General features: G+C 52.3%; 14 protein-coding genes and 1 pseudogene. 8 read left to right on the top strand and 7 right to left on the bottom strand.

Annotated features, from left to right (window positions below; genetic code table 11):
* The first annotated feature begins 30 nt into the window (after positions 1 to 30).
* From A9180_RS05375 to A9180_RS05345, 6 genes and pseudogenes are all read left to right on the top strand, one after another.
* On the top strand, positions 31 to 348 hold the full coding sequence (locus A9180_RS05375; protein WP_064526890.1) for a hypothetical protein: 318 nt from the start codon (positions 31 to 33) through the stop codon (positions 346 to 348).
* Between the two features lie 588 nt (positions 349 to 936).
* On the top strand, positions 937 to 2,025 hold the full coding sequence (locus A9180_RS05365) for an ATP-binding protein (RefSeq protein WP_064526888.1): 1,089 nt from the start codon (positions 937 to 939) through the stop codon (positions 2,023 to 2,025).
* Positions 2,026 to 2,035: 10 nt separating this feature from the next.
* Positions 2,036 to 4,315: a DUF5682 family protein gene (locus A9180_RS05360; RefSeq protein WP_064526886.1), complete on the top strand. Its 2,280-nt coding sequence runs from the start codon at positions 2,036 to 2,038 to the stop codon at positions 4,313 to 4,315.
* A pseudogene (locus tag A9180_RS05355) lies at positions 4,308 to 5,444 on the top strand (vWA domain-containing protein). The gene A9180_RS05360 and the pseudogene A9180_RS05355 overlap by 8 nt, the downstream one beginning before the upstream one ends.
* Complete coding sequence (locus tag A9180_RS05350; RefSeq protein ID WP_064526884.1) at positions 5,441 to 7,456, top strand: SWIM zinc finger family protein; 2,016 nt, start codon at positions 5,441 to 5,443, stop codon at positions 7,454 to 7,456. Before A9180_RS05355 ends, A9180_RS05350 begins: the two are co-directional and overlap by 4 nt.
* Positions 7,457 to 7,562: 106 nt before the next feature.
* Entirely contained in the window at positions 7,563 to 8,024 is a 462-nt protein-coding gene (locus A9180_RS05345; RefSeq protein ID WP_064526883.1) for a YehR family lipoprotein, read from the top strand.
* Between the two features lie 42 nt (positions 8,025 to 8,066).
* On the opposite strand, the gene A9180_RS05340 is transcribed toward A9180_RS05345, so the two are convergent.
* The 3 genes from A9180_RS05340 to btsS are packed head-to-tail and all read right to left on the bottom strand — an operon-like array spanning position 8,067 to position 10,985.
* Positions 8,067 to 8,537, bottom strand: coding sequence for a DUF1456 family protein (locus A9180_RS05340; RefSeq protein ID WP_064526882.1), 471 nt, complete (start codon positions 8,535 to 8,537; stop codon positions 8,067 to 8,069).
* A gap of 46 nt (positions 8,538 to 8,583) precedes the next feature.
* The gene (gene btsR / locus A9180_RS05335; protein ID WP_064526878.1) at positions 8,584 to 9,303 is read right to left on the bottom strand and encodes a two-component system response regulator BtsR; all 720 of its coding nucleotides are present in this window, start codon (positions 9,301 to 9,303) and stop codon (positions 8,584 to 8,586) included.
* Positions 9,300 to 10,985, bottom strand: coding sequence for a two-component regulatory system sensor histidine kinase BtsS (gene btsS / locus A9180_RS05330; protein WP_064526875.1), 1,686 nt, complete (start codon positions 10,983 to 10,985; stop codon positions 9,300 to 9,302). The genes btsR and btsS overlap by 4 nt, the downstream gene beginning before the upstream one ends.
* Before the next feature lie 221 nt (positions 10,986 to 11,206).
* Here btsS and mlrA point away from each other — a divergent pair, with 221 nt between their 5' ends.
* Together mlrA and A9180_RS05320 are read left to right on the top strand one after the other, a co-directional pair.
* On the top strand, positions 11,207 to 11,938 hold the full coding sequence (mlrA, locus tag A9180_RS05325) for an HTH-type transcriptional regulator MlrA (protein WP_064526873.1): 732 nt from the start codon (positions 11,207 to 11,209) through the stop codon (positions 11,936 to 11,938).
* 59 nt (positions 11,939 to 11,997) lie between these two features.
* Positions 11,998 to 12,105, top strand: coding sequence for a protein YohO (locus tag A9180_RS05320; RefSeq protein WP_064526871.1), 108 nt, complete (start codon positions 11,998 to 12,000; stop codon positions 12,103 to 12,105).
* On the opposite strand, the gene yehW is transcribed toward A9180_RS05320, so the two are convergent.
* Genes yehW through osmF form a run of 4 tightly spaced genes read right to left on the bottom strand, consistent with a single transcriptional unit; the run spans position 12,086 to position 15,822 of the window.
* Positions 12,086 to 12,817, bottom strand: coding sequence for a glycine betaine ABC transporter permease YehW (gene yehW, locus A9180_RS05315; protein WP_064526869.1), 732 nt, complete (start codon positions 12,815 to 12,817; stop codon positions 12,086 to 12,088). The genes A9180_RS05320 and yehW overlap by 20 nt on opposite strands.
* Positions 12,818 to 12,821: 4 nt before the next feature.
* Positions 12,822 to 13,748 (bottom strand): glycine betaine ABC transporter ATP binding protein YehX, encoded by a 927-nt coding sequence (gene yehX, locus A9180_RS05310; protein ID WP_064526867.1) that lies wholly within the window; start codon positions 13,746 to 13,748, stop codon positions 12,822 to 12,824.
* Complete coding sequence (yehY, locus tag A9180_RS05305) at positions 13,741 to 14,898, bottom strand: glycine betaine ABC transporter permease YehY (protein WP_064526865.1); 1,158 nt, start codon at positions 14,896 to 14,898, stop codon at positions 13,741 to 13,743. The genes yehX and yehY overlap by 8 nt, the downstream gene beginning before the upstream one ends.
* A gap of 6 nt (positions 14,899 to 14,904) precedes the next feature.
* Positions 14,905 to 15,822 (bottom strand): glycine betaine ABC transporter substrate-binding protein OsmF, encoded by a 918-nt coding sequence (osmF, locus tag A9180_RS05300; protein ID WP_064526863.1) that lies wholly within the window; start codon positions 15,820 to 15,822, stop codon positions 14,905 to 14,907.
* Positions 15,823 to 15,853: the final 31 nt, after the last annotated feature.

Raw genomic sequence — 15,853 nt, 5'->3', positions numbered from 1 at the left:
ACTGCCCGTTATCTGAAAACTGAGGAAGCTATGATCATACAAAGTAAACTGGTAGCCGTTTACGATTATCAGGTTATTGATCCTGATGACCCCTTTTCCTTACGACTTGAAATCCATAAATATGCTCAATTATTTACTGGTGCAGTCTATCGTATGGAACGTTTTCGGCTACGCCCAACGTTTAATCAATGTGATCGAGAGGATACAGCCCCGGTAATAAATGATGCCTTGATATATATAAGAGATGAGTTTATTGATGAACGAAAATTACGAGGTGAATCGGCAGAAACTGTAATAGCAATTTTTAATCGTGAACTACAGAATATATTCAACCAACAAATAGAATAATAGTTTATTAAAGGGGGAAACGGTACTCCCCCTTAGATGCGTTTCAATTTGCCCGTTACTTCAACAAATCAATCAACCGTAACAGAGCCACTAATAACTCCAGTACGGCAATGAGCACGGTTAACTTTCGTGTCAGCGTGTCCATCCGCTCTCCTTATTAAGGAGCGCAACACCAGCACCTTACCCTTACACTGCCTGTCGATACTGGTTTACGTCTGTTGGACCACGATGTTGCACTCCGGATCAGGGCACCACCTGCAGCACCACCCGTCCGGTAGCCAGGGCTTGAAATGGGTTCGATCCGGCGCAACTTCCCAACAGTCAGGATTATAAATCTCATTATCTTAATTGCAACGGGGTCCAGCGGTGGTTATAATTCGTTCGTTGGAACACGATGTTGCACAGGCTGCGGTGTTGGGCCTGAAAATAGTAAATAAAAGAACCTGCCTCACCAGCAGGTTTTTTTATTTACTGTGATCCACTTTCCAGATATTTACTTACTATTTTCCAGTCAAACAACTAATGCGCCAAACATTTATTGCGCGTAAAATATCGTTAAATTTATTAATACATTTCAGGGATGAATATATGTCAGTGCAGAATAATCATCTGCAGCGTCCGCCTGCCGCTGTGTTATACGCCAATGAACTGGCAAAATTAAAACAAAATGATAACGCACCCTGCCCGCCAGGTTGGCAGTTAAGTTTGCCTGCGGCCCGTGCTTTTATCCTTGGCGACGAAGCGCAAAATATCAGCCGTAAAGTCGTGATTAGCCCCTCCGCTGTCGAACGCATGTTAGTCACTCTTGCCACCGGGCGCGGTTTAATGCTAGTCGGGGAACCGGGTACCGCAAAGTCTCTCCTTTCTGAATTACTGGCAACCGCTATTAGCGGCGATGCCGGGTTAACTATCCAGGGCGGCGCATCTACCACCGAAGATCAAATCAAGTACGGCTGGAACTACGCCCTGCTTATCAATCATGGTCCGTCAACGGACGCGCTGGTCCCTGCCCCGCTCTATCAGGGAATGCGCGACGGCAAAATCGTCCGTTTTGAAGAGATAACGCGTACACCGCTGGAAGTGCAAGACTGTCTGTTAGGTATGCTTTCTGATCGGGTAATGACGGTGCCGGAACTCACTGGTGAAGCCAGTCAGCTCTATGCACGAGAAGGCTTTAATATTATTGCCACTGCCAATACCCGCGATCGCGGCGTCAATGAAATGAGTGCAGCGCTCAAGCGTCGTTTCGATTTTGAAACCGTCTTTCCGATTATGGATTTCGCCCAGGAGCTGGAACTTGTCGCCAGTGCTTCGGCGCGTTTGTTGGCCCATAGCGGTATTCCGCATAAAGTCCCTGACGCAGTACTGGAGTTACTGGTCCGCACCTTTCGCGATCTGCGTGCCAACGGCGAAAAGAAAACGTCAATGGATACTCTGACAGCAATAATGTCCACCGCTGAAGCCGTGAACGTGGCCCATGCCGTGGGCGTCCGCGCCTGGTTTTTAGCAAATCGCGCGGGGGAGCCTGCCGATCTGGTGGACTGTATTGCCGGAACCATCGTCAAAGATAACGAAGAAGATCGCGCTCGTGTGCGCCGTTACTTCGAACAGCGTGTTGCCACACATAAAGAAGCTCACTGGCAGGCTTATTATCAAGCTCGCCACCGCCTGCCGTGAGGAAAGATGCATGAGTGAGCCGTTAATTGTCGGCATCCGGCATCATAGTCCGGCCTGCGCCCGGCTGGTGAAATCGTTAATCGAAAGCCAGCGACCACGATACGTGTTGATTGAAGGCCCGGCTGATTTTAATGACCGGGTAGACGAACTGTTTTTAGCCCACCAGCTTCCGGTAGCTATTTACAGTTATTGCCAGTATCAGGACGGTGCTGCCCCCGGGCGCGGCGCCTGGACGCCATTTGCCGAATTTTCGCCAGAGTGGCAGGCACTACAAGCCGCACGTCATATTCAGGCACAAACTTACTTTATCGATTTGCCTTGCTGGGCGCAGAATGAAGAGGATGACGATGAATCGGCTGCGGCTGATGACAGTCAGGCCTTACTGCTACGCGCGACACGCATGGATAACAGCGACACGCTGTGGGATCACCTGTTCGAAGATGAAAGCCAGCAAACTGTACTGCCATCATCACTGGCACGCTATTTTGAACAACTACGGGGCGAATCCCCTGCTGATGCTCTCAACTGCCAGCGTGAAGCCTTTATGGCTCGCTGGATTGCATGGGCTATGCGGCAAAACAATGGCAATGTGTTAGTCGTCTGCGGCGGCTGGCACGCCCCAGCTCTGGCAAAAAGATGGCGCGAATGCTTGCAGGAAAGTCAAAAACCAGAATTACCATCGCTACCAGAAGCTGTTACTGGTTGTTATCTCACACCATACAGTGAAAAACGCCTTGATGTGCTGGCAGGATACCTTTCAGGAATGCCAGCCCCGGTCTGGCAAAACTGGTGCTGGAAATTTGGTTTGCAACGCGCCGGAGAGCTGTTACTTAAAACGATTCTAACCCGTTTACGTCAGCATCACTTACCTGCCTCCACTGCCGATATGGCTGCCGCCCATCTGCATTCAATGGCTCTGGCACAACTACGCGGTCATACTCTGCCGCTACGTACTGACTGGCTGGATGCATTAGCGAGCTCGCTTATCAAAGAAGCATTAAATGCGCCGCTACCGTGGAGCTATCGCGGAGTCATTCACCCGGATACCGATCCCATTTTGCTGACACTGATTGATGTCCTGGCAGGAGATGGATTTGGCAAACTTGCCCCTTCCACGCCTCTGCCTCCTCTACCAAAAGATGTGACGTCCGAACTGGAACGTACCGAAATCACTCTTCCATCCAACCTGACGTTGAATCGCTTTACCCCCAGCGGCCTGGCGCAAAGCCAGGTGCTGCATCGGTTGGCAATACTGGAGATCCCGGGGATTGTGCGCCAGCACGGAAGTACACTGACGCTGGCGGGTAACGGTGAAGAACAGTGGAAATTAACCCAGCCACTTAGCCAACATGCGGCATTGATTGAAGCCGCCTGCTTTGGCGCCACACTCCAGGAAGCCGCACGGAATAAATTAGAAGCAGACATGCTGAATGCCGGAGGAATCGGCAACATCACCACATGTCTTAGCCAGGCCGCGTTAGCTGGTCTTGCGTCCTTCAGTCAGCAGTTACTGGAACAACTCAGCTTATTAATCGCCCTGGAAAATCAGTTTGCCGAAATGGGACAGGCGCTGGAAGTGCTTTATGCCCTGTGGCGATTAGATGAAATCAGCGGTATGCAAGGCGCGCAGATATTACAAACGACGTTATGCGCGGCTATCGATCGCACGCTGTGGCTGTGTGAATCCAACGGCAGACCGGATGAAAAGGAATTTCATGCGCACCTGCATAGCTGGCAGGCGCTTTGCCATATCCTGCGCGATCTTCATAGCGGTGTGAAGATACCCGGCGTTTCTCTTTCTGCGGCGGTAGCCTTACTGGAGCGCCGCAGTCAGGCTATCCATGCCACGGCACTGGATCGCGGCGCGGCTCTTGGCGCGTTAATGCGGCTGGAACATCCCAACGCCAGTGCCGAAGCGGCGCTTACGCTGCTGGCGCAGTTATCCCCGACGCAATCCGGCGAGGCGCTGCACGGTTTGCTGGCGCTGGCCCGCCATCAGCTGGCCTGTCAGCCTGCATTCATCGCCGGTTTCAGCAGTCATTTAAATCAACTGAGTGACGCCGATTTTATTAACGCCCTGCCCGATTTGCGCGCGGCGATGGCCTGGCTACCACCACGAGAACGCGGGACGCTGGCGCATCAGGTGCTTGAGCATTACCAACTGGCGCAGCTTCCCGTTTCGGCGCTGCAAATGCCGTTGCATTGTCCACCGCAAGCCATTGCTCATTATCAACAAATCGAACAGCAAGCACTGGCATCGCTGCAACACTGGGGAGTTTTCCATGTCTGAACAAAACGATCTTCTGACTACCCGTGAGCTACAACGCTGGCGATTAATTCTTGGCGAAGCGGCGGAAACTACGCTTTGCGGGCTGGATGACAACGCCCGGCAGATAGATCACGCGCTGGAATGGCTGTACGGACGCGATCCTGAACGGCTCCAGCGTGGTGAAAGGACCGGAGGATTAGGTCGCTCAAATCTCACCACGCCTGAGTGGATCAACAGTATTCACACGCTGTTTCCGCAACCCGTGATTGAGCGGCTGGAAAGCGATGCTGTACTGCGCTACGGCATTGAAGATGTGGTGACAAATCTCGATGTGCTGGAACGCATGCAGCCTTCTGAAAGCCTGTTACGCGCCGTTTTGCACACCAAACATCTGATGAATCCCGAAGTACTGGCTGCCGCCCGCAGGATAGTACGCCAGGTTGTTGAAGAGATTATGGCGCGACTGGCAAAGGAAGTTCGCCAGGCTTTTTCTGGTGTACGCGATCGCCGTCGCCGCTAGTATATTCCACTGGCGAGAAACTTTGATTTCAAAAGTACTCTGCGCGCCAACCTGCAACACTGGCATCCGCAACATGGCAAGTTGTATATCGAATCCCCCCGCTTTAACAGCCGCATTAAGCGCCACAGTGAACAATGGCAACTGGTCTTACTGGTTGATCAAAGTGGATCAATGGTGGATTCAGTGATCCACTCAGCGGTGATGGCGGCCTGTTTATGGCAGTTACCCGGCATTCGTACCCACCTGGTGGCGTTTGACACTAGCGTCGTCGATCTCACGGCAGACGTTGCTGATCCGGTAGAGTTATTAATGAAAGTACAATTGGGCGGCGGGACCAATATCGCAAGCGCAGTAGAGTATGGTCGGCAACTCATTGAACAACCGGCGAAAAGCGTAATCATCCTCGTGAGTGATTTTTATGAAGGGGGTTCATCATCATTGCTGACGCATCAGGTGAAAAAGTGTGTCCAGAGCGGCATAAAAGTGCTGGGGCTGGCGGCACTTGATAGCACAGCAACACCATGCTATGACCGCGATACGGCCCAGGCGCTGGTTAATGTCGGCGCACAAATAGCCGCGATGACGCCAGGCGAACTGGCTACCTGGCTTGCGGAGAATTTGCAGTCATGAATTCACTACGCCCGGAATTATTAGAACTAACGCCACAAGCTCTGACAGCGTTAAGCAATGCCGGTTTTGTTAAGCGCAGCCTTAAGGAACTGGAAAATGGCAATGTTCCAGACATCAGTCATGAGAACGGCGCCTTAATCGCCACTTTCAGTGACGGTATACGTACCCAGCTGGCAAGCGGTCAGGCTTTGAAAGAGGCCCAGTGCAGCTGCGGAGCTAGTGGAATGTGCCGCCATCGCGTGATGCTGGTGTTAAGTTATCAACGACTTTGCGCCGCTACCCAGCCCACGGAAAAAGAAGAATGGGATCCGGTAATCTGGCTGGAAGAGCTGGCTACCCTACCCGATGCCACGCGTAAACGAGCACAAGCTCTAATCGCTAAAGGCATCAGCATCGAGTTGTTCTGTGCGCCAGGGGAAATTCCCTCTGCCCGTTTGCCGATGAGTGACGTACGTTTTTATTCCCGCAGCAGTATTCGCTTCGCCCGCTGTGATTGTATTGCCGGAACGCTTTGCGAACACGTGGCGCTGGCGGTACAGGCATTCGCCGAGGCCAAAGCGCAGCAAGCTGAGTTTACTCATTTAATCTGGCAGATGCGCAGCGAACACGTCACATCATCTGACGATCCGTTTGCCAGCGACGAGGGCAAAACGTGTCGCCAGTATGTTCAGCAATTAAGCCAGGCATTATGGCTGGGTGGCATCAGCCAGCCGTTAATCCATTACGAAGCGGCATTCAGCCGTGCATTGCAGGCGGCAGAAATCTGCCACTGGCGCTGGGTAAGTGAATCGCTACGTCAGCTTCAGGCCAGTGTTGATGCTTCTCACGCCAGAGCCAGTCACTATCATGCCGGAGAATGCTTGCGTCAGCTTGCGGCGTTGACCAGTCGCCTGAACAGCGCACAAGAAATGGCGCGCCGCGACAGTATCGGCGAAGTACCGCCCATGCCGTGGCGCACGGTGGTTGGCGCAGGCATTGCCGGAGAAGCAAAGCTTGATCATCTGCGAATGGTGTCATTAGGTATGCGCTGCTGGCAGGATTTCCAACAGTATGGTTTACGCATCTGGTTCACCGATCCTGACACCGGCAGTATTTTGCACCTTTCTCGTTGTTGGCCGAGAAGTGAACAAGAAAACGCGCCTGCGGCAACACGTCGGCTGTTTAGCTTTAAGGCTGGCGCACTGGCGGGGGGGCAAATTGTTTCACAAGCTGCACGTCGGAGCGCCGAAGGTGAACTGTTATTAGGTACGCGCAACCGCTTGAGCAGCGTTGTCCCACTGTCGCCCGATGCCTGGCAAATGCTCAGTGCGCCGTTGCGCCAGCCCGGCATTGCGGCTTTGCGGGAATACTTACGCCAGCGTCCGCCAGTCTGCGTCCGGCCGCTTAATCAGGTGGATAATTTATTTATTCTGCCGGTGGCGGAGTGTATTTCGCTCGGATGGGACAGCAGCCGCCAGACACTGGATGCGCAGGTGATTAGCGGCGAAGGTGAAAATAATGTTCTGACGTTGTCGCTGCCAGCCTCTGCCTGCGGGCCCTTTGCCACTGAACGCATGGCGGCACTGTTACAACAGCAGGATGACCCTGTGTGTCTGGTTTCTGGATTCGTCAGTTTTGTTGAAGGACAGTTAACGCTGGAACCTCAAGTGATGATGACGCAAACCAGAGCCTGGGCGCTGGATGCAGAAACTGCGCCTGTGGCACCGCTACCTTCCGCCAACGTTCTTCCTGTGCCGTCCACCGCTCATCAGTTGCTGATGCGCTGTCAGGCGTTGCTTATTCAGCTACTCCATAACGGCTGGCGCTATCAGGCACAGAGCATCATTAGCCAGGCTGATTTGCTGGCGAACGAGCTCACCGTAGTAGGTTTTTATCGACTGGCGCATGTGTTGAAGCAATTACGCAATTCGGAAGGCGAGGCACTGGTAGAAACATTGAATAGTTGCGTTTTACTCTGCGAACAGTTGTTACTGATGCTTGAGCAACAAGGAGAAAAAAATCCTTTTTATTAAGAGATCTACTCCATTTCCGGACTGCTCAAGACGAGGTATAAAGAATATTCTATAGCGCCCTGGTGAGAGTCACCAGTTTTCTGATCTTGATAAAATGGAGTTTTACATGAAGGCTTTCAACAAGCTGTTTTCCCTCGTTGTTGCATCTGTTCTGGTTTTCTCTCTCGCTGGCTGTGGTGACAAAGAAGAATCAAAGAAATTTAGCGCTAATCTGAACGGTACTGAAATTGCCATTACCTATGTCTACAAAGGCGACAAGGTGCTTAAACAATCTTCAGAAACCAAAATCCAGTTCGCGTCCATCGGCGCGGCTAACAAAGAAGATGCGGCTAAAACCCTTGAGCCGTTAAGCGCCAAATACAAAAACATTGCAGGCGTTGAAGAAAAATTAACCTTTACTGATACTTACGCGCAGGAAAACGTGACTATCGATATGGAAAAAGTTGATTTTAAAGCTCTGCAGGGTATTTCCGGCATCAACATTTCTGCTGACGATGCCAAAAAAGGCATCACTATGGCGCAAATGGAACTGGTGATGAAAGCCGCTGGCTTTAAAGAAGTGAAATAATCTGTCGGCGGCCATGTTCTTCACATGGCCGCCATACCTGTCTTAGCTTTTCTTCACATGCTGGCGCGCTGCCAGTCCACGCAGAAAATAACGCAAGAATTGATCGCCGCATTCACGGAAGTTTTTATGTTCCGGTGCGCGCATCATCGCAGTAATTTCCGGCATCGAAACACGGAACTGCTGTTCGGTAAGGATCGCCAGAATGTCATCGGTTTTCAGTGAAAACGCGATGCGCAATTTTTTCAGTACAATATTGTTATTAATGCGACGCTCCGGCTCCAGTGCCGGTGCGGACTCATCCCTGCCGCGTTTTTCATAAATCAGGCCATTCAGGAATGAAGACAAAACAATGTCCGGACAACGTTGAAAACCTTCTTCGTCTTCTTTACGTAGCCAGACGGCAATCTGTTCCGCGGTGGCTTCGACATTACCCAGCGCCAGAATACGCACCAGGTCATTATTATTGGCTTTCAAAATGTAGCGCACGCTGCGCAGAATATCGTTACTTAGCATGAGGCCTTCAGGTGTTGATGAGGCAAAAAGCCATTTTAGCAGTCTTTTACAGGCCAATCGCCTCTTTTAAACTTTTCAGATAACGGCGACTGACTGGCACGGTTAAGCCATTACGCAAAATCAACTCAGCCTGACCATTATCTTCCAGGCGAATCTCCTGTAAATGCGCGAGATTAACCAGATATTGTCGATGGCAGCGCAGTAGCGGTGTGCGACTCTCCAGCGTGCGCAAAGTTAATTCCGTGAAGCCCTCTTTCCCTTCGTGACTGGTGACGTAAACACCGCTCATCCGACTACTAACAAACGCCACATCTTTCATTTGCAGCAAATAAATCCGACTATGACCTGTACAAGGGATAAATTTCAGCGCCTGCTGATTTTCCGGTAACAGCGAAACATCCTGCTTGCTGCGCTCCTGTCGCAAACGCACCAGTGTTTTCTCCAGCCGCGCTTCATCAATCGGCTTCAGCAGATAATCAAAGGCATGTTCTTCAAAGGCTTTTATAGCGTATTCGTCAAACGCGGTGAGAAAAACAATATACGGGCGATGTTCCGGATCAAGCATACCCACCATTTCCAGACCGCTGATACGCGGCATCTGGATATCGAGAAACAGCACATCAGGGCGCAGTTTATGCACCGCACCGATCCCTTCTACGGCGTTTGAGCACTCACCAACGATTTCAATATCACTCTGCTCCTGCAGAAACACACGCAGGTTTTCCCGTGCTAACGGTTCATCATCAACAATTAAGACTTTAATCATGCCTCGTCCCTCCATGGCAGTCGTAACGTTATTCGGGTGTAACTATCAGGCTCACAGGCGACGCTTATCCCATAGTCATCGCCAAACCGTTCACGTAAACGCTTATCCACCAGATTCATCCCCAGCCCGCTGGCATTGGTTACCGGTTGATACAAACCGGCATTGTCTTCGATCTCCAGCATTAAATGTTGCCCATCACGTCGGGCGCTAATTGCCACTCTCCCTGTTTCCAGCAGCTGTGATGTCCCATGTTTGATGGCGTTTTCCACTATCGGTTGCAGGGTAAATGCGGGTAACTGCTGCTGAGATAACGCATCCGGAATATCAATGTTGACCTGCAACCGCGACTGGAAACGCGCCTTTTCAATTTGCAGATAAGCATTCACATGTTCAATTTCGTCGGCGAGAGTAACAAACTCCGAAGGTCGCTTTAAGTTTTTGCGGAAAAAAGTGGAAAGATACTGCACCAGTTGGCTGGCCTGTTCACTGTCGCGGCGAATCACCGCTTTAATGGTGTTAAGCGCGTTGAACAGGAAATGTGGATTCACCTGGGCGTGAAGCAGTTTAATTTCCGACTGCGTGAGCATGGCTTTTTGCCGCTCATACTGCCCCGCGAGGATCTGCGCCGAAAGCAGTTGTGCAATCCCCTCACCCAGCGTGCGATTGATTGAGCTGAACAGCCGATTTTTAGCTTCATATAATTTGATGGTACCCATCACCCGTTGATTTTCACCACGCAGAGGGATCACCAGCGTTGAGCCTAACTTGCACTGCGGATGCAAAGAGCAACGATAAGGCACTTCGTTGCCATCGGCGTAGACCACTTCTCCGGTTTCAATGGCTTTTAAGGTATAAGCCGAAGAAATCGGTTTGCCTGGTAAATGATGGTCGTCACCAATACCGGTAAAAGCCAGCAGTTTCTCGCGATCGGTAATCGCTACCGCGCCAATATCCAGCTCCTGATACAGCACCTGTGCCACCTTCATGCTGTTCACTTCGTTAAAGCCCTGGCGCAAAATGCCTTCCGTTGAGGCCGCAACTTTCAGCGCGGTGGCAGAAAAAGCCGAGGTGTATTTTTCAAACATCGCGCGTTTATCGAGCAATATACGCATAAACAGCGCCGCGCCCACGGTGTTGGTTACCATCATCGGCGCAGCGATATTACTCACCAGACGCACCGCATCTTCATAAGGTCGGGCGATAGCCAGGATTATCAGCATTTGCACCATTTCCGCAACGAACGTGACGGCACCCGCGGTAATGGGGTTAAAGACTTTATCGGTGCGCCCGCGGCGGATCAGGATGCTATGTACCAGCCCGCCGAGCAATCCTTCGACGATCGTCGAGATCATGCAACTCAGTGCGGTCATGCCCCCCATAGAGTATCGATGTAACCCGCCGGTCAGACCAACCAATCCTCCCACTACTGGACCACCGAGTAGTCCGCCCATTACCGCGCCTATCGCCCGGGTATTGGCAATAGAATCGTCAATGTGCAGCCCGAACCAGGTGCCCATGATGCAGAAGATGGAAAAGACGATATAGCAGAGAAATTTGTGCGGCAGACGAACCGTGACCTGCATTAACGGTATGAATAATGGCGTTTTACTCATTAACCACGCAATGACTAAAAAAACGCACATCTGCTGAAGCAGCAGCAACACCAGATTAAAATCGTACATACCCGCAAACCACACTTCCCTTTAAAACGCGTAACATACATTGCTCGCGTTTAACTTTCTTTGAACTGTTGCAGAAAAATGAAAAATCGTGAGTATGATCACTCAAAACAACCTGGCAAAAACAAAATCATCCTAATCGAGATCAAAAAACGGCCAAAACTACCTGGTTCATAAAAGAACGTCTACAGTTATGCTGGGACCTCGCAAGCAAGGGTGAAACGATGGCGCTTTACACAATTGGTGAAGTGGCGTTGCTTTGTGATATCAATCCTGTCACGTTACGCGCGTGGCAGAGGCGTTACGGGTTATTGAAACCGCAGCGGACAGACGGCGGACACCGCCTGTTTAACGATGCGGATATCGACAGGATCCGGGAGATCAAGCGCTGGATCGACAACGGCGTGCAGGTCAGCAAAGTAAAAATGCTGCTCAGTAATGAGAATATTGATGCGCAGAACGGTTGGCGCGACCAGCAAGAAATACTGCTTAATTACCTACAAAGCGGTAATCTCCAGAGTCTACGAATGTGGATCAAAGAGCGCGGCCAGGATTATCCCGCCCAGACACTCACCACGCACCTGCTTATTCCTCTGCGTCGACGGCTTCAATGCCAACAACCGACTCTTCAGGCATTGCTGGCGATTCTGGACGGTGTGCTGATCAACTACATCGCCATTTGTCTGGCCTCAGCACGTAAAAAACAGGGTAAAGATGCGCTGGTGGTTGGCTGGAATATTCAGGATACCACGCGTCTGTGGCTGGAAGGCTGGATCGCCAGCCAGCAGGGATGGCGTATTGATGTTCTTGCTCACTCGCTCAATCAACTACGCCCGGAACTGTTTGAAGGTCGCACGCTATTGGTGTGGTGTGGTGATAACCAGTCTCCTGCCCAGCAGCAGCAACTCACCAGTTGGCAGGAACAAGGCCATGATATTTTCCCGCTTGGCATTTAATGTTTCGTTAACAAATGCGCTTTACTGTACAATCCTTTCGTTAACATAAGGAGTGCATTATGCGCATAGCTAAAATTGGGGTCATCACCCTGTTCCTGTTTATGGCGTTAGGTGGAATTGGTGGCGTCATGCTCGCTGGTTATACCTTTATTTTGCGTGCTGGCTAAACGCCTGCACCAGCCGTTCAAACAGGCGGTCGACGATGATCGCCGCCAGTGCCACCAGTAACGCCCCCTGAATCACATAAGCGGTGTTAAATCCGCTAAGTCCGATGATGATCGGCGTACCCAGCGTGCTGGCTCCTACCGTTGAGGCGATAGTCGCCGTACCAATGTTGATAATCACCGACGTCCGCACGCCAGCCAGAATCACCGGCGCCGCCAGCGGTAACTCGACTTTGCGCAAACGCTGACCGCGGCTCATTCCCATGCCTTTGGCAACTTCTGTCACGCTGGCATCTATCGATCCCAGCCCGGCAAGTGTCGCCTGTAAGATCGGTAGCACGCCGTAAAGGATCAGCGCGATAATCGCCGGTTGCAAACCAAATCCCATTACCGGAACGGCAATCGCCAGTACGGCTACAGGAGGAAAAGTCTGCCCAACGGCGGCAATGGTTTCCACCAGCGGACGAAACTCTGCACCCCACGGACGAGTGACGGCAATTCCGGCACCCACGCCGATAATTACCGCAAACAAACTTGAGATCCCCACCAGCCAGAAATGGGCCACCGCCAGGGCCGCAAAACTTTCTTGCTGATAAACGGGCCGCGGCAGTTGCGGAAATAAGGCACCGAACAGCGGCTGGCTATAGGGTAGCCAGACAATCAGCGCCACAAACAGAGCTATAAGCCAGAATAGCGGTTCGCGCAACATCTTCATACGCTTACGCCTCCACCAGCAGATCCTGAAAATGCAGCGTACCGCAAGGCTGCCCCTGCGTGTTGACCACCGGCAGCACTTCGCATCCCCGCGCAACAAACAGGGAGAGCGCATCGCGTAGCGTCATCTCTTCTGCCAGCGCTTCACCTTCAGCACGTTCTTCGCGGCGCACGTAATCTGCCACACTGCGTAAAGACAACAGGCGCACGCCCAGTTCGCTGCGCCCAAAAAACTGGCGGACAAAATCATTCGCCGGACGAGTAAGCATCGCCAGTGGATTGCCCTGCTGCACCACCTCTCCGTGATCCATCAACACCAGATGTTCTGCCAGCCGCAGTGCCTCGTCGATATCATGGGTCACCAGAACAATAGTACGCCCCAGCAAACGGTGAATGCGCCTCATCTCTTGTTGCAACGCGCCGCGCGTTACCGGGTCCAGTGCGCCAAACGGTTCATCCATCAGTAAGACTTGCGGATCGGCAGCCAGCGCGCGGGCCACTCCCACACGTTGCTGCTGACCACCGGATAACTGATGCGGATAACGATCACGCAGATTCGGCTCCAGCCCCAGTAGCGCCATTAATTCGTCGATACGATCGTCAATCCGCGCCCGCGACCATTTTTGTAATTGCGGTACGGTGGCGATGTTTTGCGCCACGCTCCAGTGGGGAAAAAGGCCAATAGATTGAATCGCGTATCCCATCCGGCGGCGCAGCTCCAGCACTGGCAGCGAACGAATCTCTTCTCCGGCAAAGCGGATCACGCCGCTGTCATGCTCCACCAAACGGTTAATCATTTTCAGTGTGGTAGATTTACCAGAGCCTGACGTGCCAATCAGCACCGAAAAACTCCCCTCCTGAAAATGAAGATTGAGATCGTTGACGGCCTTTTGTGTGCCGAACAGTTTGCTGACATGGCTAAATTCAATCATTACTTTTCACCTTCAGCAGTGCGATAACCAAATCGAACAGTGCATCGGTAAGCACCGCCAGTACAATTACCGGGATCACCCCCAGCAACACTAAATCAATGGCACTGCTTAACAGCCCCTGGAAAACCAGCGCGCCAAAGCCACCCGCGCCAATTAACGCCGCAATCACCGCCATACCGACGGTCTGCACCATCACCACCCGCAGGCTGCGCAGAAATACGGGTAGTGCCAGCGGTAACTGAACCTGCAGGAAACGCTGCGCCCCGCTCATACCCATCGCTCTGGCGCTCTCCAGCACATCACGCGGGATCTGATTCAACCCCACTACCACGCCGCGCACCAGCGGCAACAGGGCATAGAGCACCAACGCTATCAGTGCTGGCGTCATGCCTGTTCCTGCCACACCAAGCGTACCCAGCCACGGAAAGGCAGTAACCAGCGCGGCAAGCGGGGCAATCAACAGGCCGAATAGCGCCACCGAAGGCACGGTCTGAATGACATTAAGCAGAGAAAAAATCGCTCCCTGCCGCGCGGTGGAAAAGTAGCACCAGACGCCCAGCGGCACACCAATCACCAGCGCAGGTAGCACTGCACCAAACAGCAGGGTCAGATGTTGCGCCAGCGCGTCATCGAACACATCCTGGCGATTGGCATATTCCTTCAATAACGAGAGATCGTTAAGCGTGCCGGAGAACAGCAACCACAGCGGAAAAATGGCAATCTGTATATGCAACAACCAGCGCCACAGCGGATGCGTAGTGATCCGGCGGATGGCATCGCTACAGGCCAGCAATGCCAGCGCCGCAGCCAGCCAGAAGCCACTGCCGAGGCTGGTACGCGCCAGCACACTGCCATTTTGCGCCAACTGCGTCGCGGCCTTTCCTGCGCCCCACACCAGTAACACGAAGACGAATTGCGCAAGGATAAGTGCAAAAATGCTGCCTTTTTTGCCAGGAACGAAGCAGGCAGTCAGCCAGGCGCAACCAACGCCCACCAGCATCCAGATAGTCTGCGGCCACAGTTGCCAGAGATAACGACCCTCACCAGAGACTAATCGGTTAGGCGCGTAACTGATAAACGGCAGCACTACTGCTATTGCCGTCAGCAACAGCAGCAACGCCAGTACAGGATTAATACGTAGATAAGCCACGGGAAATTACTTCGTCCACCCTTTTTGTTTCAGGTAGTCGGTAGCCACTTTTTTGGCATCCAGTCCTTCAACGGCAATACTGGCATTCAGCTGCTGTAATGTCTTTTCATCGAGGCTGGCGAAAACTGGCTGTAGCCACTGTGCCATTTGCGGATACTCCTTCAGCACCGATTCACGCACCACTGGCGCAGGCGCGTAGATAGGTTGCACGCCTTTCGGATCGCTTAATGTTTGTAGCCCCAGCGCCGCTACCGGGCCGTCAGTGCCGTAAGCCATCGCCGCATTAACACCGGATGTTTGTTGGGCAGCGGCTTTAATCGTCACCGCCGTGTCGCCGCCTGCCAGTGACAGTAACTGCCCCTGTTCGAGTTTAAAGTCATAGGCTTTTTCAAAGGCGGGTAGCGCATCGGCGCGTTCAATAAACTCTGCCGAGGCCGCCAGTTTGAAGTTGCCGCCCTCTTTCAGATAACGGCTGAGATCGGCAAGCGAAGTGAGTTTGTTTTTCTCTGCAACATCCTGACGCACGGCGATGGTCCAGGTGTTATTCGCAGGCGCAGGCGTCAGCCAGATTAACTTGTTTTGCTCCGCATCGAGCTTTTTGACTTTCTCGTAACCCTGTCTGGCATTTTTCCACGCCGCATCGTTTTCATCTTTAAAGAAGAAAGCGCCATTGCCGGTGTATTCCGGATAGATATCCAGTTCGCCGGAAGTAATCGCCCCACGCACCACGGGCGTGGTTCCCAGTTGCACTTTATTTACCGTTGGTATGCCGTGGCTTTCGAGTACCTGCAAGATGATGTTGCCGAGTAGCGCGCCTTCGGTATCGATTTTCGAACCAACCTTAACGGGGGAAGCCGCATGTAGCGGCAGGCTCACGGCTACCAGCATAACCAGTGAACCAGCCCAGAGCTTTGAGAGTGGCATGATGCTTTCCTCATTCTTTTACTGTTGTTTT

Origin of the sequence: Escherichia sp. B1147 (assembly GCF_001660175.1) — a bacterium.
GTDB lineage: Bacteria > Pseudomonadota > Gammaproteobacteria > Enterobacterales > Enterobacteriaceae > Escherichia > Escherichia whittamii.
This window is presented reverse-complemented; position numbering and strand designations above follow the sequence as displayed.